Raw genomic sequence first — 23,932 nt, 5'->3', positions numbered from 1 at the left:
CATTTTGAAATCGAAACGGTTAGCTTGCTTATTAATTTACACTTTAAGTTTCACAAGTTTCTATGCCCAAACGGCGACTATCTCGGGTATTGTTTTTGATGAAAATAAAAATCCTTTATCAAATGTTAACATCAGCTATTCTGAAGGTGGTACTACAACTAACACCAATGGTTTTTATGTTTTAAATCTAGTTGCTGATAAACCATTTTCAATAACCTTCTCTCATCTAGGATTCAAAGAGGTGGTTCTGCAAAATCTTATTTTAAATACTAACGAAAGTTTTGAGTTCAATCCCATTCTAACAACCTCAGCTGTTCAAATTGATGAAATAGAAGTTAGTGCTTCTGGTCAAAAAATAGTTACAGCAATTGAAACTATATCACCAGAACTGGTGCGTAAAATTCCTGGGGCAAATGCTGGTGTAGAGACCTTATTAAAATTATTGCCAGGTGTTTCATTCAATAATGAGCTTAGCACCCAATATAATGTTAGAGGAGGTAATTTTGACGAAAATCTTATTTATATAAACGGTGTTGAGGTTTATCGCCCATTTTTGATTAGGTCTGCACAACAAGAAGGTTTTAGTTTTATCAATAGCAATATGGTGTCTGATATTGACTTTTCTGCCGGTGGGTTTCAAGCAAAATATGGAGATAAATTGTCCTCTGTTTTAGATATAACATACAAAACACCAACTTCTTTTGGGGTACAGGCTAGTGCTAGTTTACTAGGTGCTAGTGCTACCTTAGAAACCATTTCTAAAAACAGTTCGTTAACCACTATTACCGGACTTAGGTATCGGAACAATTCGCTTTTAGTAAATTCTCAACAAACACAATCTAATCTTTCCCCAAGTTTTGTTGATGCACAAACTTTTTTAAAATATCACTTCAATACTAAAATAAATCTTTCCTTTCTGGGTAATTTTTCTAGGAACGATTATAAAAACGAACCTATTTCTAGACAAACTAATTTTGGTACGTTTGCAGAACCCAGGGCATTAGTTATTGCTTATGAAGGTAATGAACGCAATACCTATCAGACAGAATTTGGAGCTTTTTCTACCAATTATTTACCTTCAAATAATGTAAAGCTTACTGCAACAGCTTCTATCTATCATACCAAAGAAAACGAGTTTTCTGATGTTATCGCAGCCTACGAACTAGGTAATGTGAACACAGATTTTGAAAGTGAGCAGTTTGGTGAAATTGTAAACCCTGGTGATGCGGGAAGCCAACAAACTAGAGCAAGAAATCTATTAGACATATTACTATTTAATCTTACTCACAAAGGTTCCTTTAAAAAAGACAAAAAACTATTGGAATGGGGAATAAAATACGCCTATGAAGATGTAAGAGATGAATTAAGAGAAACTGAATTTTTAGATTCTGCAGGTTTTTTTTTAAGACCTCCAAACCCTGAGTTTATTAATAACCAACCACAAGAACCATTTACTGGAGAAATACTGCCTTATGAGCAGGTTTTTGCTCAAAATTTTGTTACTACCCAAAGAACATCTGCCTTCTTACAATTTAGTAATTCTATTAAATGGGGAAATGCCGATGTATTCTATAATCTAGGACTAAGGGCACAGCTTTGGACTTTAAAGGGAGCATTTGAAGCAAATACGCAATTTATATTTAGTCCTCGAGGGCAATTGGCTATTAAACCTTCTTGGGAAAAAGATATGTTGTTTAGTTTTGCGCTTGGCAGTTATAAGCAACCTCCGTTTTACAGAGAACTCAGAAATCTACAAGGGGTTGTACAGCCTAATGTTGAGACGCAGAAATCAATCCATTTTGTGCTGGGTAATGAATATAGTTTTACTATTTGGAATAGACCTTTTAAATTAACTAGTGAGGCGTATTATAAAAATCTTACTAATGTAAATACCTATACCATTGAAGATGTGAGACTACGTTACCGCGCAAATAACGATGCTATTGCCTATGCCTACGGTTTTGACTTTAGACTTAATGGCTCTTTAATACCTGGTGAAGAATCTTGGTTAAGTGTAGGGTACTTAAATACTAAAGAAAATCAAAATGAAAGGGGTTATATTTCTAGACCTACAGACCAACGCTTTAAACTTGGTTTTTTGTTTCAAGACTATATGCCAACCATACCTAATTTAAAATTATATCTCAACTTGGTATATAACACAGGAGTTCCTGGTGGATCACCAAATAATGAGGACCCTTACATTTTTCAGAATAGATTAAGAGATTATCGGCGTGCCGATTTAGGAATTTCCTATATTTTTGCAAACAGAAATTTTACGCATCCTCAAGGGCATTGGTTGCATAAATTCAAAGAATTTACTGTGGGTTTTGAGATTTTTAATTTATTTAATAATCAAAACTCTATAACTAATACTTGGGTGCGAGATATTGAAACTCAACAACAGTTTGCTGTACCAAATTTCTTAACATCAAGAATATTGAACTTAAAAGTCGACGCAAGATTTTGAATTGCATATATAAAATTATCCTCCTAGCATTTATAACCTTCAACTTGTCTGGTTTACAAGCGCAAAAAAATATCTATGAAAGTAGAAAATTTGACGAGTTAACATCCAATCATAAAGTTTTAGCCATTTTACCTTTTAATACCAAACTAAAATTAGCTGATAAATTGGATAAAAGTGAGCTAAAGCAATTAGCTGAGAGCGAAGGTTATGCTGTGCAAAATGCCTTAGAAACCTATTTTTCTAGACGAAAAAAACGAAAAAAATTTAATGTTGAATTTCAAAATATTGAAGATACCAACGCATTATTAGCCAAAAACAACATTGATTATTCTAATATTGATATTTACACTACAAAAGAGCTTTCCGAAATTTTAGGTGTAGATGGTATTATAAACGGAACTTTAGATATCAACATTTTACTGTCTAAAGGTGTACCCACAGATTTTAGCATTCTCGACTATTTTTCTGAAACCAATTATGGTAGAATTGGAATCAAAATTAGTGATGGTAGTACTGGCAAACTACTCTGGAAATTCGACCAAGAAATCAATAAAAAAACAGGCAAAGACACTGAAGATATTATTGATAGAATGATGAAAAAGGCCTCTCGAAAATTTCCATACGACAAAGAAAAAAGAAAGAATAGAAAAAATTAAGCTTTTAGTTATTCGCAAATTCTTTCAAAACTCTTATCACATAATCAATTTCTTCTTTGGTATTGTATTTTGAAAACGAGAATCTAATTGAAGGTTTGGCTGCTTCCGTTTCATTTAATATTTCAGTAAGCACATGAGAACCTTTATCACTACCAGACTGGCATGCACTGCCCTTTGAACAGGCAATACCCTTTAAATCTAAATGAAAGAGTAACATTAACGATTTTTGAGCATCAAAAGGTAGGCGTACATTAACTAAAGTATAGGTACTTTTCTCTAATTGGTTACTCAAACCATTGAAAGCTATTCCATCAATTTCTTTTGAAATTTGGTCAATAAAATAGGACTTTAAATTTTGAACATACTTCATTTCTTTTTCTAAGTTTTCATAAGAAGAAATAAAGGCTTGCTCTAAACCAACAATATTATGAAAAGGCTCTGTACCTGCTCTAAATCCGCGTTCCTGAGCGCCTCCAACAATAAGGGGCTTTAAACCAGAATTTTTTCTAATAAATGCAAAACCCACTCCTTTTGGTCCATGAAATTTATGGGCCGCAGCAGTAATAAAATCTACTTGTGTCTCTTCTAAATTCCAAGGATAGTGACCAACAGATTGTACTGTATCTGAATGAAACAGTGTATTGTTTTCTTTACAAATTGAAACTATCTCATTTAAATCTAAAATATTTCCGATTTCGTTGTTAACATGCATTAGACTTACCAATTTTTTTGAATTGTCTACTGCCAGTAAACGTTTAAGATGGGTTATATCTGGATTTCCATCTTTATCTAGTTCAACAAACCTGAGTTGAATTGGGTATTCTTTTTCTAACTCTTCGCAGGTATGCAAAACCGCATGGTGTTCAATTTTACTAGTGATTAGGGTAGTCACTCCTAAATCTCTAACGGCGCATCGTAATATCATATTATCAGCTTCTGTACCACCAGAGGTGAAAATTATTTCTGACGGATGCGCATGCAGTTCTTTTGCAATAGTTTTTCTTGCCTGTTCTATTGCCGTTTTTGCTGTTCTACCAAAACTATGGGTTGAAGAAGGGTTACCATAAACTGCTAAAGCTTGTTGCATTTTCTCAATAACCTCTGGTCTTAGCTGTGTTGTAGCTGCACTATCTAAATAAACCTGCTGCATAATCTGTAGTCATTTTCAAGAGAGCAAAAATAACTCAAATCGCGTTAATTTAATCTAAAATACCAATGTCATAGTTAAAGCTTAAAATGTATTGCTTTAACTTTATTGCCATGAAAAAAGTTTTCTTCTTTATACTACTTGCCATCACCTGCGGCTGTAACGATGGTGATTTACAAATTGAAACGCTAGATTTTGACAGTGTGAGTATGGAAACGTGTACAACCGCTACCACAAGCACTACCATTTTCTTTAAAATTAATGATGATGAAGCGCTAATTCTCGATTTAGAATCTGGTCTTTTTAAAAACGAAGTTAGCGATGGTAGTATTTCTAGCAGTATACCAAGTGAAAGTAATTTACTATATAGAATATTCTCTGATAGTGTGGATGATGATTATTTCTGTGACGCTATACCTACTACTGAGCCAAGGGTAACCGATGAAATTGAGGCACTTTCAGGGGATGTATTAATAACCACTACACAATTAGATTCTATAACCTATCAACATACTATACAGTTAAGTGAAATAAGTCTTATGAATAGTAATGGTGAACGTATTACAGACCTTACAATTAATGAGTTTGGAACGTTCACTACTACTGCAAACTAAGTATTTTGGTAGATATAAACTTCTGTAGCGCCTAAACCATATTTTCTATATTCGGCATCATAGAACTTTACATTGTCATACTTCTTAAACAGATAATTGAGTTCTTCTTTTAAAACACCCTCACCAACCCCGTGTATAAAAACCACTTTTTGAATACGTTTACTCATTGCGAATTCTAGTTGTCTTTTGGCAGTTTCTAGTTGAATTTCTAGCATTTCAAAATTACTTAGCCCTCGAGTTGATTTAACTAACTGATGAATATGTAAATCAACCTCCATTTTTGGAGCATTCCGCTCTTTTGGCTTAACAGTTTTACTTGGCCTTCGTTTTTTTTCTTCTTTTTGTTTTTTTATTTGAGCAACTTCAAAATTGCTTACCGCTATAGGCCCTGAGATTTTAATGAGTTGATTTTTTTCAAACTGTAGAGGTAAACCATCATCAGTTTCTATTTCTACCCTAGAACCATTAATGGCTATAATTTTACCCTGCAAAGGCTCGTCTAATACCTCAACTAAATCGCCAATTTTAAAGTTTATTGCCATAAAAATAATAAGGTAGTAATTCCACTTTTCAAAAATAGTAGTATTTTGAGAGCACCAATCAATACATAATGAAGGTAAAATTACTAATACTGTTACTTTCTTTAGACAATTATATGTTGCCTTGCCTTAATAAAAGGTTATTTGGCTTTGACTGTCCGGGTTGTGGTTTGCAACGTTCGGTGGCTATGCTTATTAAGGGTGACTTTTTAGGTGCTTTACATATGTATCCGGCTATTTATCCGATTATTTTGTTGTTAAGTTTCTTGATATTTGATTCCTTTTTTGAATTAAAAAGTGCTTTAACTATAAAAATAATACTTAGTTTGATTGTTGGAATTACAATAATATCAAGTTATATATTTAAAATAACTCACCTTTTTCACTAAATAAACTTAAAAATGGAACAACAAAAACTACCTAATTCAACACTTATCTTAGTATTCGGAATATTATCAATTGTGACCTGTTGCTGCTATGGGATAATTGGACTTATACTTGGTATTGTGGCGCTTGTACTTTCTAAAGGAGCTACCCGAATTTATCAGGAAAATCCCGAATTATATACTGGTTATAGCAATGTAAAAACAGGAAAAGTATTAGCTATTATTGGAATAATTTTAAGTGTATTATACCTCCTACTATCAATTTGGGCAATTTCTGTATTTGGTTTAGAAACTATGCAAGACCCTGATGCACTAAGAGAGGCTATGGAAGAATACTTGGGACAACAATAATTATTATGCAAAACAGTGTCAACCAACCCCCGAAGCCAGACAATTATCTTGTTTGGGCAATTTTAAGTACCGTTTTTTGCTGCATAGCTACTGGTATACCAAGTATAATTTATGCTGCAAAAGTTAATGAGGCCTATGAGCGGGGCGACTATGCCCTTGCTCAAGAGTCTTCTAGAAAAGCTAAGAACTGGGCTATCGCAGGGCCACTAATTAGCGTAGCCATTTGGTTAATTTATTTATTGGTTTTTGGCGGTTTAGCAATGCTAGGGGCTTTAAATGGATAAAACAACAAAACGATTATTAGTAATAGGGGTAACACTAGGTCTTTTAGGTCTAGTGTTTCTTTTTTATAGTCTTAATCCTAATGGTCAAGTTATTTTTCCGCAATGCCCTACCTATAAATATTTAGGTATTTATTGTTCAGGTTGTGGTAGCCAGCGCGCCATACATGACCTTTTGCACTTTAGAATTAAAGATGCGCTAAGTCATAACCTTCTGCTTATACCTACAATACTATTACTTATAGTAGAATTTAATACGCGAATTTTCTACCCAAAAAAGAAAAGTATTTTGTACCTCAGGGCAACACCAATAGCAGTGCTTATTGTTCTTATTGTTTTTATGATTTTGAGAAATATACCTAAAGAACCGTTTATTTTTTTAGCCCCTTAATTAGCTACTTCACTAATAAACTTTAATCGGTATAAACGTAAATCATCTTCTTCATAGTCACCATCAAACTCATCCATGGCTTCTGAAATAGAATCTGTTTCAGCCTCTAAAAAATAGTCGTGTATTTCTTCTTGTTGGTCTTCATCTAAGATTTCATCAACCCAGTATTGCAGATTTAATTTAGTACCAGAATAAACAATTTGTTCCATTTCTTTAATCAAATCGTTTAATTCCAGCCCTTTTGCAGAGGCAATATCATCTAAGGGTAATTTTCTATCTACATTTTGAATGATATAGAGTTTTAAACCAGAATTTGAACCTGTACTTTTTACAACTAAATCATCTGGTCTTACAATATCATTCTCTTCTACATATTTGGCTATAAAATTTATGAAGGGTTTACCATATTTTTTGGCTTTTCCATCTCCTACCCCATGTACATTAGCCAATTCTTCTAATGAAATAGGGTACTTAAGTGCCATATCTTCTAATGATGGGTCTTGAAAAACCACAAAAGGAGGCACTCCTTGTTTTACGGCCTCTTTTTTACGTAAATCTTTAAGTAGCTTTAGTAAGTTTTGGTCAGCTGCTGCACCAGCTGTTTTCTGATTAGCTACAATTGCATCTACATTTTCGTCTTTATAATCATGGTCTTTTGCCATCATAAAAGAGGTAGGATTTTCTAGAAATGCCCTACCTTCTTTAGTAACGTGTAAAATACCGTATTGTTCAATTTCTTTCTTTAAAAGGCCAGCAACCAACACTTGTCTAATTAAAGCCATCCAGTAGTGTTCGTCTTTATCTTTACCACTGCCAAAAAATGCTTTTTCACTTACCTTATGTGCAGAAATTAATGCATTAGTTTTACCAACTAAAACACGTACAATTTCTTTTGATTTAAACTTTTCTAAAGTTCCTTGCACTACTTTTAGGAGCGTAACTACATTTTCTTTTGCCTCTTCTTTAGGTTTAGGATTTCTGACATTGTCATCCATATCTGCACCTTCCCCGGTTTCAAGGTCAAATTCTTCACCAAAATAATGTAGGATAAATTTTCTCCTAGACATTGAAGTTTCAGCATAAGCTACAATTTCTTGTAATAAAGCGTTACCAATTTCTTGTTCTGCTACGGGTTTGCCAGACATAAATTTTTCGAGCTTTTCCACATCTTTATAAGAGTAGAATGCAAGACAGTGACCTTCACCGCCATCTCTACCAGCCCTGCCGGTTTCTTGATAGTAACTTTCTATGCTTTTTGGAATATCATGGTGAATTACAAATCGAACATCTGGCTTGTCTATTCCCATACCAAAGGCAATTGTAGCCACAACTACATCTACCTCTTCCATTAAAAAATCATCTTGATATTTGGCTCTAGTTTTTGCATCAAAACCTGCATGATAAGGCACCGCACTAATACCGTTAACTTGTAATGTTTGAGCCAATTCTTCTACACGCTTTCTACTTAAACAGTAAACGATACCTGATTTACCCGAATTTTGCTTTACAAAACGAATAATATCTGCATCAACAGTATTGGTTTTAGGTCTTACCTCATAAAATAAATTAGGCCTATTGAAAGATGCTTTAAACAAATTAGCATCTACCATTCCTAAATTTTTAATAATATCTTCTTGCACCTTTGGCGTTGCTGTTGCCGTTAGTGCAATTATTGAAATATTATCACCTAATCTATTTATAATACTTCTAAGATTACGATATTCTGGCCTAAAATCATGCCCCCATTCAGAGATACAATGCGCCTCATCAACAGCAACAAATGATATTTTTACGCTATTCAGAAACGCTACATATTCTTCTTTAGTAAGAGATTCTGGTGCTACATATAACAGTTTTGTAACTCCGTTTGAAATATCACTCATCACCTGCTTTACCTGAGTTTTAGTGAGCGAAGAGTTTAAAACATGTGCAATACCCTCATTCTCAGACACCCCTCTGATGGCGTCTACTTGATTCTTCATTAAAGCAATTAGTGGCGAAACTACAATTGCAGTGCCCTCTTGCATCATTGCAGGTAGCTGATAGCAAAGAGATTTTCCACCGCCAGTTGGCATAATAACGAACGTATCTATGCCTTGCATTATACTATTTACAACATCTTCCTGTAGCCCTTTAAACTTAGAAAAACCAAAGTATTTCTTAAGTGCTCCAGGTAAATCAAAATTCTCCATTACTTAATTTTGGATAAACAACAATTAACAGTAGTAGGTTGATTAAGTTTGATTAGAGTTTCAAAATGAGAAAACCCTTTAGTTTGTTTAATTTTGTAAACTTAAATATAATACATTCTTTCAGCACAATTGACGAATTCTATTAATTATTTGATGACAAACGAGGATATTCTTTCTTTAGCCCAAAAAACCTTTCTTTATGAAAGTGAGGCCATAAAAGAATTGGCGAATCTACTTACAGAAGATTTCTACAAAACGGTTGATTGTATTTACAAATCTAAGGGTAGAGTTATTGTTTCTGGTATTGGAAAAAGCGCTTTAATTGCTGCTAAAATTGTTGCTACGCTAAATTCTACAGGTACACCGGCAATTTTTATGCATGCAGCAGATGCTATACATGGAGACCTTGGAACAGTGCTGAGAGATGATGTGGTTATCTGTATTTCTAAAAGTGGTAATACCGAAGAAATTAAAATGCTCATTCCCTTAATTAAAAGAGGAAAAAATACGTTAATTGGCATTACGGGCAATTTAGATTCTGTACTGGCAAATCAGGCAGATTTTGTTTTAAATACTTTTGTTGAAAAAGAAGCTTGTCCTAACAATTTAGCTCCTACCACTAGTACAACTGCACAATTAGTAATGGGTGATGCTCTAGCAATTTGTCTGCTAGAAATGAGAGGTTTTAGCAGTGAAGATTTTGCAAAATATCACCCCGGTGGTTCTCTTGGTAAACGTTTATATTTAAGGGTTAATGATATTGTTACTAACAATCAAAAACCTGCTGTAGAAGCCTCTACTTCTGTTAAACAAGCTATTGTTGAAATTTCTGAAAAAATGTTGGGGGTAACTGCGGTAACCAAAGACAATAAAGTGGTTGGAATAATTACTGATGGTGATATTAGAAGAATGCTCAACAAGCATGACAATATTAAAAACCTAACCGCTGAAGATATTATGACCAAAAATCCTAAAACTATAAGTTCTGATATACTCGCTATTAAAGCCATGGAGCATCTTAGGTCTTTTGGAATTTCTCAATTGTTAGTCTTAGATGGTGAAGAATACAAAGGTGTTATTCATATTCATAACTTAATAAACGAAGGTTTAGCATAATGGCAGAAGCAAGTAATAACCCCAATGAGATGTCTTTTTTAGACCATCTTGAAGAGTTGCGTTGGCATCTTATTCGTTCTGTATTCGCAATTGTTATTGTTGCATGTGTAGCATTTGTGATGAAAGATTTTATTTTCGACACCATCATTTTTGGGCCAAAGAAAATGAGCTTTCCCACCTATAGGTTTTTCTGTAATATAGCCACCTTTTTTGGAATAGATTCTGAATTTTGTGGAGATTCGTTGCCCTTTACCATTCAAAATAGAACTATGGCTGGGCAATTTTCTGCACATATATGGACATCTATTTGGGCAGGATTTATTGTAGCTTTTCCTTACGTATTATGGGAAGTATGGCGTTTTATTAGTCCTGGTTTACATGAAAATGAAAAAAGATATTCCAAGGGGTTCATCTTCGTTGCTTCGTTCTTGTTCTTTTTAGGGGTTCTTTTTGGCTACTACGTAGTATCACCTTTATCTATAAATTTTTTGGGTACTTATCAAGTGAGTAAAGAAGTTCTAAACGAAATTGATATTAGTTCTTTTATAGCAACAGTGAGAGCTGCTGTAATTGCCTGTGGAATTATGTTTGAACTGCCTATTATTATATTCTTCCTTACCAAAATAGGCTTAGTAACTCCTGAAATTTTAAAAAAGCATCGCAAAATTGCACTAGTAGTTGTATTAATACTTTCAGCAGTAATAACACCACCAGATGTAGCTAGCCAGATAGTAGTTTCTATACCTGTTTTGGTACTTTACCAGGTAAGTATTTACATTTCTAAAGTCGTTATCAAACAAGAACTTAAAAAAGAAAAAGCAGCAAAAAATGGCAAATAAAGTAGAAGAGTTCAATGCGTATAGAGCTCAAATGAACGATAAAATATTAGCTGATAATAATAAGCTCATAAAACGTATTTTTAATTTAGATACCAATGCTTACATGCCAGGGGCTTTAGATGTAAAAACTAAAGAATTATTAGGTTTAGTTGCCTCGGCCGTATTGCGTTGTGATGATTGCGTTAAATACCATTTAGAAAGTTCTAAAAAAGAAGGAGCTACTAAAGAAGAAGTTATGGAAACGCTAGGCATAGCAACCTTAGTTGGTGGCACCATAGTTATTCCACATTTACGTAGAGCATATGAATACTGGGAGACTTTAGAAGAAACAGAAGCCTAAATAATTCTAAAATTATAGGGCTAGTTAATGAATATCGTTAGTTTTGAATGCAAATGAAGCTAAGAGCTGAAAACATAATGAAGGCCTACCGAGGCCGAAAAGTAGTTAAGGGTATTTCTCTTGAAGTTAATCAAGGTGAAATTGTTGGATTGTTAGGACCTAACGGAGCGGGCAAAACTACCTCTTTCTATATGATAGTTGGGTTAATTAAACCCAATGGTGGTAATATCTATTTAGATGACATGGAAATTACCGACTTTCCCATGTACAAAAGAGCTCAAAACGGCATTGGTTATTTAGCACAAGAAGCTTCAGTTTTTAGAAAGCTTAGCATTGAAGACAACATTTTAAGTGTTTTGCAAACCACAAAAATGACCAAGCGCGAACAGCATTTGAAAATGGAATCATTAATTGATGAGTTCAGCTTAGGACATATTAGAAAAAATAGAGGTGATTTACTCTCTGGTGGGGAACGTAGGCGTACTGAAATAGCTAGAGCATTAGCAACTGACCCTAAATTTATTTTGCTAGATGAGCCTTTTGCAGGTGTAGACCCTGTGGCTGTAGAAGATATTCAACGTATTGTAGCACAGCTAAAAAATAAAAATATAGGTATTCTAATTACTGACCATAATGTACAAGAAACCTTAGCCATTACAGAACGTTCGTATTTAATGTTTGAGGGTGGAATTTTAAAAGCAGGTATACCTGAAGATTTAGCGCAAGACGAAATGGTGCGTAAAGTATACTTAGGTCAAAACTTTGAATTACGTAAAAAAAAGTTAGAGTTCTAGATTACTTACTAGGCTCATACTTTTTTAGCTTAACTTTTTTAATTTCTGAAAATAATCGACCATCGTCAGACATTCCTTCCAAATAAAATACAATTTCATCAAAACCCTCATTGTGTATTTGAATTATTTTTTCTGAAAAATTACCTGTCTTAATATTTGGTAACCATTGAATTACTCCAAATTTTTTATAAAATTCTTGACCTAACAAAGAATAATTAGGACTGTAATATTTTTTGTGCTGTTCAAAAACCCCTTTGAATTCATGTTCATAGAATTTCTGTGCAAATTCCTCATTATTATAGCCTTCAAAAGTATTTAATTTTCGTTTGGTATAAAGACGTATTACGCCACCTGCTGCACCCGCCTGCCCATCACCACCTTTATCTATGTAATAGCTATCAATATCTTCTGTTCCAATTTCCAAAAGTCTATCAAAGTTAAACTGTTGAATATCGTCTATAAATAAGATGGGTGAAGGTTGAACTTCATCAAAAAGTAATTTACGCCTTGTATTAATTAATACCCGGTCATAGGTGCCTTGAGGAGGTGAAGTTTCGTAGATAGTAACGTTGTAACCATTAGCTCTTACAATTTCTAAGAAGTTAGGATACATATCTTTGACCCGGTTTGTTACCTTAGTTAACTTGTGTTCAAAAATTAATTTAGGCTCATCCTCCTCTTCTATACGTTCTTCTGAAACTACGACTTCATCTAAAACAATTAAGTCTTTAATAGACGAAAAATCAAAACCAAAATAATCAGTAAAAGTTTCATTTGCAGTTATACTGGCAAAATGTGGTACAGCAGAAACATTTAAATTCTCTACTCCCAAATTCACTCCATAACTCAAAGCCAATTTTGGCTTTCGAAGTTGACCCTTTTTGTTAAACAATGAAAATTGAACCTTTTCCCCATTCTTAATAAAATAGTTTGGGAGTAGAAAAGATTTATCATCTTTAGCAATTGGTAATACTGTTGGCTTGGTTGTATTACCGTCTTTGAAAAGCATTAACTTTTCATCTTCCTCTAAAACATTAGCTAACCTACCTTTAATGGTAACCCCCCGCTCAAATTTATACGTTACATTCGGCGGTTCATTTAAAATTTTATCCCAGTTGTAACTAGACCAACCTTGAGTTATTAATAACAAATCTAGTTTAGCTAGACGCTCTGGAGATGAGTTTTCAAAATAGTATTTAGCATTTGTTATTGGACCATTAATGTAAGGTGAGAGTAATATTTTAGAAAAAATGTTTTCTGAAAATTTGTATGCTTCAGTTTGGCTTGGCAAAACTGAAATACTAAAATTATTATTCACTTTTTTACTATTAGATTTTACTACAAACCGTAAAGAATCTTTAGTGGATTTTATTTGAAAGATTGTAGCATCATCAGTGGCTACTTCTATAGGGTTATAAAAAATTCGTTCAGCAAGTGGTTTTCCTTTATTGTTTACTAAAGTAACTATGTTTATACCAGGCAGTAACTCTTTTCTGTCTAGTAAATGAGAATCATAATTTCTATTATTATTATTAAATTGAATGGGTAACATTTTTAATAAGCCATCTCTATGTATAAAAAGTGAATACCTTGAATCTGAAAAGTCTTTAGTTCTGCCATTTGAGACTTTACCTACGACAATGAATACTTTATCCTCCTCAATGTCCTTTACAGTTAGATTCACCCCTTCAATCTTAACCTCAGGTAAGTCAATTTTGCCTTCTATTATTCCTGATTGAATTTCAGCATGATAGCGATGTCCTCTTCTGGGAACAAATTGAAATTTAGCAAAGCCAAATTCATTGGTAGTAAAACTAGCTAATGAGTCGCCCTCAAAGCTTTTAATTACTCCAATTATTCCACCCAAATCTCTAGAGCCAATTACTTTTACACCAACCGTATTTTGAATTTCGTTAATTAGGTGTCCGCCCTCTGGAAAAAAAAGAATGTTTTTTACTTCAGTTTTTTTATTTCTCTCTGCTCCAAGAATTGAAATTCGTTGGCTATGTCTTCCTTTTTCGGCGAAATTTTTATCCCATTTTGTTGAAGCGCTTAAAAAGTGTTCTCCTCTTTTTACAGTAGAATCTAACTCTATTTGGCCACTGAACATTCCGTCTTTAGCTTCAAAAAGAGCATCTTTAACCAAATCACCTTTTTGATTGAATAACCTTAAATGTACATTCGTTGTTTCGGTAAATGGTTGCTTTTTTTGACGATTATAAAGGTAACCTTTAAACCAAATGTGCTCTCCTAGAATAAAGTGACTTTTATTTACGTGCAGATAAATAGTTTCACGGGGCAGCTCAAAATATTTTTCAAACCCTTTTCTAACTTCATTTCTAAGTTGTTGATTTTGTGCTGTTGAAGTTGCTGTTATACATAATAGAGAAAATAGTAGTAAAAAATTCCTCTTAGAGCTTATCATTTTTGCGTTTCAATTTGTTTTTTCCAAATAATAGAAAATAAAATATAGCATAGGATTACCAATGGAATAGCTGCAAATTTTAGAACAATTAGTAATACTAGGCTAAGTATTAAAAATACATATTTATATCCATTCTCTTTGAAGGAAGTGCTTTTCATTTTTAATGAAAATAAACGAATTTTAGAATTTAACAAAAACGCGCTAACCACTGTAACAGCTATTAAAAACCATTGGTTTAAAATTATGCTACTAAAATGTTCATTGTTTTGAAACAAGAGAATTAAGGGTAGCGATAAAATTAATAATGCATTGGCAGGTGTTGGTAAACCCGAAAAGGAATACACTTGATTTTCATCAACATTAAAATTTGCTAGACGATATGCTGATGCCATTGTTATTAGAAAACCAAATAATGGAAGTATTCCTACTTCTGAATGCATACCAAACATATCTAAATTCCATCCGTCTTTTGTGGCCATTGTCAATAATTGAAACATAACAATACCAGGAACCAAACCACTGGTAATCATATCGGCCAAAGAATCTAGCTGTGTACCTAACTCGCTATACGCGTTCAACATTCTCGCAGCAAAACCATCTAAAAAATCACATAAAATACCTATAAAAACAAAAAGTGTTGTTAGCTCCATCTGGTTTTGCACTGCAAATACGGCTGCTATTGAACCGCACAATACATTTAATAAGGTTATTAAGTTGGGTATATGTTGTTTCATTTTTTGGTTTTCGTAAAAATAGGAGGAAATATATAATTTTATTCAGCATTCATTTGAATACCTCAATTTTGTTTGTTGATATTTGTAGTCAATCAAAAAAACAATGCGGGGTTTATTTCTACTATTATTCTTGGTAATTGGCCTGAATGCCTTTAGTCAAGCACCTAAATTATCAGATAAAGCACAGATTAGTATACTCACCTGTGCTTCTGGTGACGAGTTATATTATTCTTTTGGGCATACAGCCTTTAGAGTTCAAGACCCTATTTTAAATATTGATGTTGTATACAACTACGGCACCTTTGATTTTAACCAACCTAATTTTTACTGGAACTTTACAAAAGGTAGATTGCTTTACACCCTAACCCGTAGAAGTTTTGAAACTTTTTTGTTCGAATATGAATTAGAAATGAGATGGGTTAAAGAACAATTACTTAATCTTTCTGCTGAAGAGGTTAATAAAGTATTCAATTATTTAGAATGGAACTATCAACCAGAAAACAGAGACTACCTCTATGACCCGTTATTTGATAATTGTTCTACAGTGATTACCACCATATTAACTGAGAATTTTGGCGAAGCCATTGAATACAATAATCCAAATAAAGAAGTTGAAGGTTTTGGCTTTAATCTTAGCAATGACCCCACTTTTAGACAACTTGTTAATAGTCATTTACCAACGAATTCGTGGGGAGCTTGGGGTATTAATTTAGCCTTTGGCGCCATTGTAGACAAAGAGGCTTCACTAAGTGAACGTATGTTTTTACCTTACCAAGCGTTGGCACAAATTAGAGTGACAGAAAAAAACGGTAAATCATTACTTGACCGTGAAAGGTTTGTGTTGGATTATCCTGAAAAAAAATCATCTGGTTCTTTTATGACATCACCACTTTTCTGGTTTACAATAGTATTAGTGTTTGTAATTGCCATTACGTTTTTAGACTATAAACATCAAAACAGAAATACATATTTAGATTTTGTTCTATTCTTTATTTCTGGGGTTGCCGGTATTGTTATTTTGCTCTTATGGTTTGCAACAGACCATGTGTATACTAAACTTAACTTTAATTTTTTGTGGCTTTTTCCCCTTAATCTTGTGGCAGCTTTTGCGGTTGTTAAGCCTACTTTTATTTCAAAAAAAATGCGCACCTACTTATGGGTGGTATTGGGGCTTTTAGTACTCACTTTTTTACTTTGGATATTTAAATTTCAAGTATTCTCACCTTTAAACATTCCATTAATCTTAATCTTCGCTACACGATACTTATTTTTGCTGTTTCAAGAGAAATTGCAATACACAGAATGAACCTATTAACGGTTGAAAATATATCGAAATCTTACGGAGAGGTAGAATTGTTTTCTAACATTTCCTTTGGTATTAATGAAGGACAAAAAATTGCGCTAGTAGCTAAAAATGGTAGCGGAAAAACGTCTATCCTAAATATTATGTCTGGTAAGGATACTTCCAGTACCGGGCAAATCACTAAAAGAAAAGGCATACGCATTTCATTCTTAGCTCAAGAACCCAGTTTGAATCCAGAATTGACAGTTGAAGAAACTATTTTTGCTTCTGATAACGAGATTCTTAAGGTAATTGGTAACTACGAAGCTGCTTTGGCAAATTCTGATGACCAAGATGCCTATCAAAAGGCTTTTGAAGCAATGGACCGGCATCAAGCGTGGGATTTTGAAACCCAATACAAGCAAATACTTTATAAACTCAACCTTACCAATCTAAATCAAAAGGTGAATGTACTTTCTGGCGGTCAGAAGAAAAGATTGGCATTGGCTAATGCCCTAATTAACAAGCCAGATTTATTAATCTTAGATGAACCTACAAACCATCTAGATTTAGAGATGATTGAATGGTTAGAAGAGTTTTTCAAAAAAGAGAATTTAACCCTATTTATGGTCACTCATGATAGGTATTTTCTTGAACGTGTTTGTAATGAAATTATAGAATTAGACGGTAATCAATTATACCCTTACAAAGGCAACTACTCATATTATCTAGAAAAAAGAGAAGCCAGAATTGAACGTGAAGCTGTTGAACAGCACAAAAACAAAATTCTTTTTAAAAAAGAGCTAGATTGGATGCGTAGACAACCCAAAGCGCGTACTACTAAGTCAAAATCTAGAATAGACGATTTTCATGATATAAAGGCAGCCGCTAAAAAGCGTAGAACAGAGCATGAAGTTCAATTAGAATTGAACATGGAGCGTTTGGGTAGTAAAATTGTTGAACTACACAATTTGGTAAAATCTTTTGGAGACAAAACCCTTTTGCAAAAGTTCAGTTATAACTTTACTAAAGGTGAACGTGTTGGAATTATTGGTAAAAATGGAACTGGTAAATCTACTTTTTTAAATATTTTAACCGGGAAAGAATCCCTAGATTCTGGTAAAATTGTGGTTGGAGAAACCATTAAATTCGGCTACTACACTCAAAAAGGAATCCAGATTAAAGAAGGCCAAAAAGTAATTGACGTTATTAGAGCTTTTGGTGATTATATACCCCTTAAGAAAGGACGCCAAATCTCTGCGCAACAATTATTAGAACGGTTTTTGTTTGACCGTAAAAAACAGTATGATTTTGTAGAAAAACTTAGCGGAGGTGAACGTAAACGATTGTATTTATGTACAGTTCTTATTCAAAATCCTAATTTTTTAATTTTAGATGAGCCTACTAACGATTTAGATATTGTTACCCTAAATGTGTTGGAAAGCTTTTTATTAGACTTTCCTGGATGCTTAATTGTGGTTTCTCATGACCGTTATTTTATGGATAAAATTGTAGACCATTTATTTGTATTTAGAGGTGAGGGTAAGATTGAAGATTTTCCTGGCAATTATTCTGATTTCAGAACTTATGAAGACAGCATTACCATCGAAGAACGTGCTACACCTACCAAAAAAGATAAGGAAGAAAAGAACGATTGGCGAGATAAAGAAAGTTCCAGAAAGCTTTCTTACCACGAGCAAAAAGAACTAAAACAATTAGAATCTGCTATTGAAAAGTTAGAGGTTAAAAAAGAAGAACTTCAAGCTAAATTTTCAGATAATTCCTTAGATGGAGAACAGATAAATGAAATTTCTATTCAACTAGGAGAAATAGAACAAGAACTAGAAGGTAAGACAGAACGGTGGTTTGAACTTTCAGCTCTAGAGAATTAATTTTAGAATTAGTCATGATTTCGTTTTTAAATAAAATAAAATTCCATTTAAAAGCTGTAAATCAACATGGCGTGCACTCTCCATTTGTCTTCATGTATTTAACCAGATGCCTCTACCTAAAACCCAAAAAATCAACTCGTGTTACTGAAGATGTTTTACTCAAAAGCATCGCTTATTTTAATAGTCGTACTATTAATATAATTGGTAACGAAGCCTTGGAATCAAAAGTGAAAAGTCATTTTTCCCAGATTAATTTTAGCAATGAAAAATTAGATGTTCTTTACTTAGAATCTATTAGTTATTTACAAAACTTAGCAAGTTTAGAGAAGTTTAAATTGCACAACAATAGTGTAATACTAATCAATGGAATACATACTAAAAAACTAGCAAAAATTAAGTGGGAAGAACTTATAAATATTGCCAAGTTTACGGTTACCATCGACTTTTATTACTGTGGTGCGCTATTTATTAGAAGAGAACAAGACAAAGAACATTTCAAAATACGGTTATAAAACTTTATTTTTAGATTATAATCTATTGCGAAATGAATAATACCATCTTTATAGTACTTGCAATACTCTTTATTATTTACTTAGCCATATTAGTTTCAAACAAGCGTGGTAATAAAAAAAGAAAGTCTCGCAACTTTATGGAAGGTAAACGCAGACATCAAGAATAAACTAGGTTATATTTTTTATAAATATTTGAATGTCTGTAGATTATATCATATCTTTTACTAAAGTAATGATGTATGGAATTACCTTTAAATCTTATTTTTACCATCGCAGGTGTAGTAATACTAGCATTTTTCGCATGGATTTTTACCAGCAAAAGTAAAGTCAGAAAAAAACGGTCTCGTATTTTTAAGAAAACCACATCGTACCGTAATCACTTTTAAAGTTTCAGTTTAATCTTAATGAAGTTCATTTTGTGGTAGCTTTGCTAAAAAGCAAGGCATAACTATAGCTATGAAAATTTATACAAAAACTGGAGACCAAGCTAAAACTTCACTATTTACAGGTAGGCGTGTTCCTAAGCACCATGCAAGAATCGAAGCCTACGGTACTATTGATGAATTAAATTCATTTATAGGGTTACTAAAAGACCAAGAAATACATTCACGTTTTAAAGGCCTTCTACAACAAGTACAAGAGAAGTTATTTACCCTAGGGGCTATTTTAGCAACGGAACCACAAAAAAAGGAAAAGCTTAAAATTCAGCGTATTCAAGAAAAAGACATCCAAATTCTAGAGAATGAAATTGATGAAATGAATGAGAGCTTACCAGTAATGACACATTTTATCTTACCTGGGGGCCACACCACCGTGTCATACTGTCACGTTGCAAGAACAGTATGTAGACGAGCAGAAAGGCAAATTTCGTATTTAAATGAAAATGAACCCGTGCCAGCCACTGTCTTAGCCTATATTAACAGGTTATCAGATTATCTTTTTGTCTTGGCACGAAAGTTGTCTTCTGACCTCAACGCAGAAGAAGTTAAGTGGATGCCTGAATAATTATACATTTTAAATTATTTGGAAAATCCAGATGGTTTTTTTACTATAAGTAAAATAATTTTTAAATAATTCAGTTTTCACTTGACTGCTAAGCTTTAAAAATTATTTTTGCAAAAATTTTAAAATCAGACCATTGCTATGTACTGGACATTAGAACTAGCCTCATATTTGAGTGATGCGCCTTGGCCAGCGACCAAAGACGAATTAATTGATTATGCTATTAGAACCGGAGCCCCTTTAGAGGTTGTAGAAAATTTACAATCTATGGAAGAAGAAGGTGGCGAAATATATGAATCTATAGAAGAAATATGGCCAGACTATCCTACAGAAGAGGATTATCTCTGGAACGAAGACGAGTATTAATTTACACGTTAAACACCTTATAAAAGCCTCTTTGTTGAGGCTTTTTTTATGTAATTTTGACAGCCTAGCTTAAATAATCAATGCTTTTCTAAAACTGGAACGGCTTTTGACTCGACAAAGAAAAATTCACCAATGAGTTTTATAAATTCTGTATTAAAAGTATTCGTAGGAGATAAATCCAAAAAAGATGTACAATCTTTATCTCCTCTTGTTAAAAAAATAAAATCCTTTGAAGAAGACCTTGAAAAACTATCGCACAATGAATTGCGACAAAAAACGGTCAACTTTAAAAATCAAATAGCGGCTGACTGTAAAGAGATTGATGATAAAATTGTCAGTCTTAAAGAAGAAGTAGCCAATTCTAATGACATAGATCGTAATGAAGAGCTATATGCTGAGATAGATAAGTTAGAACAAGACCGTTACAAAAAGTCTGAAGACACCTTAAACGAAATTTTACCAGAAGCTTTTGCTGTAGTAAAAGAAACTGCCAAAAGATTTGCACAAAATGAAACCATAGCCGTAACCGCAACTGAATTTGACCGTTCATTATCTGGCACTAAAGATTATGTTTCGTTGGAAGGAGACAATGCCCTTTGGAAAAATTCTTGGGATGCTGCAGGTAAAGAAGTTACTTGGGATATGGTTCATTATGATGTACAGCTTATTGGTGGTATAGCCCTTCATCAAGGTAAAATTGCTGAAATGCAAACAGGTGAGGGTAAAACCTTGGTGGCTACCCTACCCTTATATCTTAATGCACTTTCTGGTAAAGGAACTCATTTGGTTACTGTTAACGATTATCTTGCAAAAAGAGATAGCGCATGGATGGCACCAATTTTTCAATTCCACGGCCTAACTGTAGATTGTATAGATGCGCATAGACCAAACTCTGAAGGTAGAAGAGCCGCTTACAATGCTGATATTACCTATGGTACCAACAATGAATTTGGTTTTGATTATCTAAGAGATAATATGGCGCATACGCCAGGAGATTTAGTACAACGCCCACACCATTATGCCATTGTAGATGAGGTAGATTCTGTGTTAATTGATGATGCCCGTACACCTTTGATTATTTCTGGCCCTGTACCAGAAGGTGACCGTCACGAGTTTAATGAACTTAAGCCAAAAGTTTCTGACATTGTTCAAAAACAACGTCAACACTTAACCGGAGTACTTGCTGAGGCTAAAAAATTGATAAAAGAAGGCAACACTAAAGAAGGTGGTTTCTTATTACTGCGCGTTTATCGTGGTTTACCTAAAAACAAAGCGTTAATTAAATTCTTAAGTGAAGAAGGCGTTAAACAACTACTTCAAAAAACTGAGAACTTTTATATGCAAGACAACAATCGTGAAATGCCTAAGGTTGATGAAGACCTTCTTTTTGTGATTGAAGAAAAAAATAATCAGATTGAACTTACAGATAAAGGTGTTGAATACATTTCTGGTGGTCAAGATAGCGACTTCTTTATTCTACCAGATATTGGTAGTGAAATTGCCCAAATTGAGAACCAAGGCCTAGAAATTGAAAAAGAGGCTGAACTAAAAGATGAGCTTTTTAAAGACTTTGCCGTTAAGAGTGAACGTATACATACGCTAACCCAATTACTAAAGGCTTATACCCTATTCGAAAAAGATGTGGAGTATGTGGTTATGGATAATAAAGTAATGATCGTTGATGAGCAAACCGGGCGTATAATGGACGGTCGTCGTTATTCAGATGGGTTACACCAAGCTATTGAAGCTAAAGAAAATGTAAAGATTGAAGCATTAACTCAAACCTTTGCTACCATTACACTACAGAATTACTTTAGAATGTACAACAAGCTTTCAGGTATGACCGGTACTGCGGTTACTGAGGCTGGAGAATTCTGGGAGATTTATAAATTAGATGTGGTTGAAATTCCAACCAATAGACCAATTGCCCGTGACGATAGACACGATTTAATTTATAAAACAAAAAGAGAGAAATACAACGCCATAATTGAAGAAGTTACGCAATTGGCTAATCAAGGTAGACCTGTTTTAATTGGTACAACTTCTGTTGAAATTTCAGAATTGTTATCGAAACTTCTGAGCGTTCGAAAGGTTGAACACAATGTTTTGAACGCAAAACTGCATAAAAAAGAAGCAGATATTGTTGCCGAAGCTGGTAAAGCAGGCATTGTTACCATTGCAACAAACATGGCAGGGCGTGGTACAGATATTAAACTTTCGACAGAAGTAAAAGATGCGGGCGGACTTGCTATTATAGGTACAGAACGTCATGACTCTAGGCGTGTAGATAGACAGTTAAGAGGTCGTTCAGGTAGACAGGGTGACCCAGGTAGTTCTCAGTTTTATGTGTCTTTAGAAGATAATTTAATGCGTTTATTTGGTTCTGAACGTGTAGCCAAAATTATGGATAAAATGGGTCTAGAAGATGGTGAAGTAATTCAGCACTCTATGATGACCAAATCTATTGAACGTGCACAGAAAAAAGTAGAAGAAAACAACTTTGGCATTCGTAAACGTCTATTAGAATATGATGATGTAATGAATGCTCAGCGAGAAGTAGTTTACAAAAGACGTAAACACGCTTTACAAGGTGAACGTTTAAAAGTTGACATTGCCAATATGGTTTATGACACTTGTGAGGTAATTGCTGAATCTAATAAAGCGGCAGATGATTTTAAGAATTTCGAGTTCGAACTTATTAAATACTTCTCAATAACTTCACCAATTACAGAAGAGGAATTTAGCAAAATTGGTTTCCAAGAAATTGCAACTACGGTTTATGAAGCAGTTTACAAGCATTACAATGAAAAAATGGAGCGTAGTGCAGAAACCGCTTTTCAGGTAATTAAGCAAGTTTATGAAGACCAAAGTAATAATTATGAGCGTATAGTTGTACCATTTACAGATGGTATTAAATCTTTAAACGTAGTTACCAATTTAGAAAATGCTTACAGTTCTGGTGGTAAACAACTAATAACTGATTTTGAAAAGAATATTACTCTTGCCATTATTGATGATTCGTGGAAAACGCATCTTAGAAAAATGGATGAACTAAAACAATCTGTGCAGTTAGCAGTTCATGAGCAAAAGGATCCGTTGTTAATATACAAGTTTGAGGCTTTTGAACTTTTCAAGAGCATGATTGAAAAAGTGAACAAAGAAGTAGTTTCATTTTTGTTTAAAGGGGAACTACCTGCTCAAAACACCAATCAAATACAAGAAGCGAGAGCGGTCAAAAGACCTAAAGAAAATTTAAAAACTACTAAGGAAGAAATTCCAAATAGTGATGAATTGGCTGCACAAAATAGAGCCGCTGGGCAAACGCAACGCAATCAACCACAGGTAACAGAAACTATTGTTCGAGAAAAGCCGAAAATTGGTAGAAACGAACGTGTTACCATAAAAAATGTAATGTCTGGTGATACTAAAGTTGTTAAATTCAAACAAGCAGAACCATTATTAAATAAAGGCGAATGGGTTTTAATTGAAGATTAAAACCTGTTTTTATCTTTTTCTAAAAGGCAATTAGTTGAAATTCTTTGTTATTAATTGTTAATTCGTAATTAGATTTACAATCTAAATCCAAATTACTTAGAATTACTC

23 protein-coding genes are annotated in these 23,932 nt (G+C 33.6%); 18 read left to right on the top strand and 5 right to left on the bottom strand.

Features of this window, described 5'->3' with window-relative positions; genetic code table 11:
• Positions 1–4 precede the first annotated feature (4 nt).
• Together H5V42_RS09525 and H5V42_RS09520 are read left to right on the top strand one after the other, a co-directional pair.
• A complete protein-coding gene (locus H5V42_RS09525; RefSeq protein ID WP_390809398.1) occupies positions 5–2,470 on the top strand; it encodes a TonB-dependent receptor in 2,466 nt (821 codons plus the stop codon).
• Between the two features lie 44 nt (positions 2,471–2,514).
• Positions 2,515–3,126 carry a hypothetical protein gene (locus H5V42_RS09520; RefSeq protein WP_194336964.1) on the top strand — a complete coding sequence of 204 codons (612 nt, stop codon included), beginning with the start codon at positions 2,515–2,517 and terminating at the stop codon, positions 3,124–3,126.
• A 4-nt stretch (positions 3,127–3,130) separates the two neighbouring features.
• Here H5V42_RS09520 and H5V42_RS09515 read toward each other — a convergent pair whose 3' ends face one another.
• The gene (locus tag H5V42_RS09515) at positions 3,131–4,276 is read right to left on the bottom strand and encodes a cysteine desulfurase family protein (RefSeq protein WP_185782926.1); all 1,146 of its coding nucleotides are present in this window, start codon (positions 4,274–4,276) and stop codon (positions 3,131–3,133) included.
• A 110-nt stretch (positions 4,277–4,386) separates the two neighbouring features.
• Here H5V42_RS09515 and H5V42_RS09510 point away from each other — a divergent pair, with 110 nt between their 5' ends.
• Positions 4,387–4,887, top strand: coding sequence for a hypothetical protein (locus H5V42_RS09510; protein ID WP_185782925.1), 501 nt, complete (start codon positions 4,387–4,389; stop codon positions 4,885–4,887).
• Here the strand turns inward: H5V42_RS09510 and H5V42_RS09505 are convergent.
• A complete protein-coding gene (locus H5V42_RS09505; protein ID WP_185782924.1) occupies positions 4,884–5,429 on the bottom strand; it encodes a Smr/MutS family protein in 546 nt (181 codons plus the stop codon). The genes H5V42_RS09510 and H5V42_RS09505 overlap by 4 nt on opposite strands.
• 68 nt (positions 5,430–5,497) lie before the next feature.
• Between H5V42_RS09505 and H5V42_RS09500 the strand changes: the two genes are divergently transcribed.
• Genes H5V42_RS09500 through H5V42_RS09485 form a run of 4 tightly spaced genes read left to right on the top strand, consistent with a single transcriptional unit; the run spans position 5,498 to position 6,835 of the window.
• The gene (locus H5V42_RS09500) at positions 5,498–5,815 is read left to right on the top strand and encodes a DUF2752 domain-containing protein (RefSeq protein ID WP_229665661.1); all 318 of its coding nucleotides are present in this window, start codon (positions 5,498–5,500) and stop codon (positions 5,813–5,815) included.
• Positions 5,816–5,827: 12 nt separating this feature from the next.
• Positions 5,828–6,163 carry a CCC motif membrane protein gene (locus tag H5V42_RS09495; RefSeq protein WP_185782923.1) on the top strand — a complete coding sequence of 112 codons (336 nt, stop codon included), beginning with the start codon at positions 5,828–5,830 and terminating at the stop codon, positions 6,161–6,163.
• Between the two features lie 5 nt (positions 6,164–6,168).
• Positions 6,169–6,447: a CD225/dispanin family protein gene (locus H5V42_RS09490; protein ID WP_185782922.1), complete on the top strand. Its 279-nt coding sequence runs from the start codon at positions 6,169–6,171 to the stop codon at positions 6,445–6,447.
• Positions 6,440–6,835, top strand: coding sequence for a DUF2752 domain-containing protein (locus H5V42_RS09485; RefSeq protein WP_185782921.1), 396 nt, complete (start codon positions 6,440–6,442; stop codon positions 6,833–6,835). Before H5V42_RS09490 ends, H5V42_RS09485 begins: the two co-directional genes overlap by 8 nt.
• Here the strand turns inward: H5V42_RS09485 and H5V42_RS09480 are convergent.
• Entirely contained in the window at positions 6,832–9,027 is a 2,196-nt protein-coding gene (locus H5V42_RS09480) for an ATP-dependent DNA helicase RecQ (protein ID WP_185782920.1), read from the bottom strand. The genes H5V42_RS09485 and H5V42_RS09480 overlap by 4 nt on opposite strands.
• A gap of 150 nt (positions 9,028–9,177) precedes the next feature.
• Between H5V42_RS09480 and H5V42_RS09475 the strand changes: the two genes are divergently transcribed.
• The 4 genes from H5V42_RS09475 to lptB are packed head-to-tail and all read left to right on the top strand — an operon-like array spanning position 9,178 to position 12,116.
• The gene (locus tag H5V42_RS09475; protein WP_185782919.1) at positions 9,178–10,143 is read left to right on the top strand and encodes a KpsF/GutQ family sugar-phosphate isomerase; all 966 of its coding nucleotides are present in this window, start codon (positions 9,178–9,180) and stop codon (positions 10,141–10,143) included.
• Positions 10,143–10,982, top strand: coding sequence for a twin-arginine translocase subunit TatC (gene tatC / locus H5V42_RS09470; protein ID WP_185782918.1), 840 nt, complete (start codon positions 10,143–10,145; stop codon positions 10,980–10,982). Before H5V42_RS09475 ends, tatC begins: the two co-directional genes overlap by 1 nt.
• Positions 10,972–11,322 carry a carboxymuconolactone decarboxylase family protein gene (locus tag H5V42_RS09465; protein ID WP_185782917.1) on the top strand — a complete coding sequence of 117 codons (351 nt, stop codon included), beginning with the start codon at positions 10,972–10,974 and terminating at the stop codon, positions 11,320–11,322. The genes tatC and H5V42_RS09465 overlap by 11 nt, the downstream gene beginning before the upstream one ends.
• A gap of 53 nt (positions 11,323–11,375) precedes the next feature.
• A complete protein-coding gene (gene lptB, locus H5V42_RS09460; RefSeq protein WP_185783032.1) occupies positions 11,376–12,116 on the top strand; it encodes an LPS export ABC transporter ATP-binding protein in 741 nt (246 codons plus the stop codon).
• A gap of 1 nt (position 12,117) precedes the next feature.
• On the opposite strand, the gene H5V42_RS09455 is transcribed toward lptB, so the two are convergent.
• Positions 12,118–14,541, bottom strand: coding sequence for a hypothetical protein (locus tag H5V42_RS09455; RefSeq protein ID WP_185782916.1), 2,424 nt, complete (start codon positions 14,539–14,541; stop codon positions 12,118–12,120).
• Positions 14,538–15,275, bottom strand: coding sequence for a CDP-alcohol phosphatidyltransferase family protein (locus H5V42_RS09450; RefSeq protein WP_185782915.1), 738 nt, complete (start codon positions 15,273–15,275; stop codon positions 14,538–14,540). The genes H5V42_RS09455 and H5V42_RS09450 overlap by 4 nt, the downstream gene beginning before the upstream one ends.
• 103 nt (positions 15,276–15,378) lie before the next feature.
• Here H5V42_RS09450 and H5V42_RS09445 point away from each other — a divergent pair, with 103 nt between their 5' ends.
• The 7 genes from H5V42_RS09445 (at position 15,379) to secA (ending at position 23,824) form a co-directional block, all read left to right on the top strand.
• Positions 15,379–16,581 (top strand): lipoprotein N-acyltransferase Lnb domain-containing protein, encoded by a 1,203-nt coding sequence (locus tag H5V42_RS09445; protein WP_185782914.1) that lies wholly within the window; start codon positions 15,379–15,381, stop codon positions 16,579–16,581.
• On the top strand, positions 16,578–18,449 hold the full coding sequence (locus tag H5V42_RS09440; protein WP_185782913.1) for an ABC-F family ATP-binding cassette domain-containing protein: 1,872 nt from the start codon (positions 16,578–16,580) through the stop codon (positions 18,447–18,449). Before H5V42_RS09445 ends, H5V42_RS09440 begins: the two co-directional genes overlap by 4 nt.
• A 14-nt stretch (positions 18,450–18,463) precedes the next feature.
• On the top strand, positions 18,464–18,961 hold the full coding sequence (locus H5V42_RS09435; RefSeq protein ID WP_185782912.1) for a hypothetical protein: 498 nt from the start codon (positions 18,464–18,466) through the stop codon (positions 18,959–18,961).
• A gap of 32 nt (positions 18,962–18,993) precedes the next feature.
• Positions 18,994–19,128 (top strand): hypothetical protein, encoded by a 135-nt coding sequence (locus H5V42_RS15305; RefSeq protein ID WP_262889921.1) that lies wholly within the window; start codon positions 18,994–18,996, stop codon positions 19,126–19,128.
• A gap of 289 nt (positions 19,129–19,417) precedes the next feature.
• Positions 19,418–19,966: a cob(I)yrinic acid a,c-diamide adenosyltransferase gene (locus H5V42_RS09430; RefSeq protein ID WP_185782911.1), complete on the top strand. Its 549-nt coding sequence runs from the start codon at positions 19,418–19,420 to the stop codon at positions 19,964–19,966.
• A gap of 138 nt (positions 19,967–20,104) precedes the next feature.
• Positions 20,105–20,329, top strand: a complete 225-nt coding sequence (locus H5V42_RS09425) for a DUF2795 domain-containing protein (RefSeq protein WP_013551418.1) — start codon at positions 20,105–20,107, stop codon at positions 20,327–20,329.
• Between the two features lie 132 nt (positions 20,330–20,461).
• Positions 20,462–23,824, top strand: a complete 3,363-nt coding sequence (gene secA / locus H5V42_RS09420) for a preprotein translocase subunit SecA (RefSeq protein ID WP_185782910.1) — start codon at positions 20,462–20,464, stop codon at positions 23,822–23,824.
• Positions 23,825–23,932 lie beyond the last annotated feature (108 nt).

This window comes from Croceivirga lutea, from assembly GCF_014235875.1.
Lineage (GTDB): Bacteria > Bacteroidota > Bacteroidia > Flavobacteriales > Flavobacteriaceae > Croceivirga > Croceivirga lutea.
This window is presented reverse-complemented; position numbering and strand designations above follow the sequence as displayed.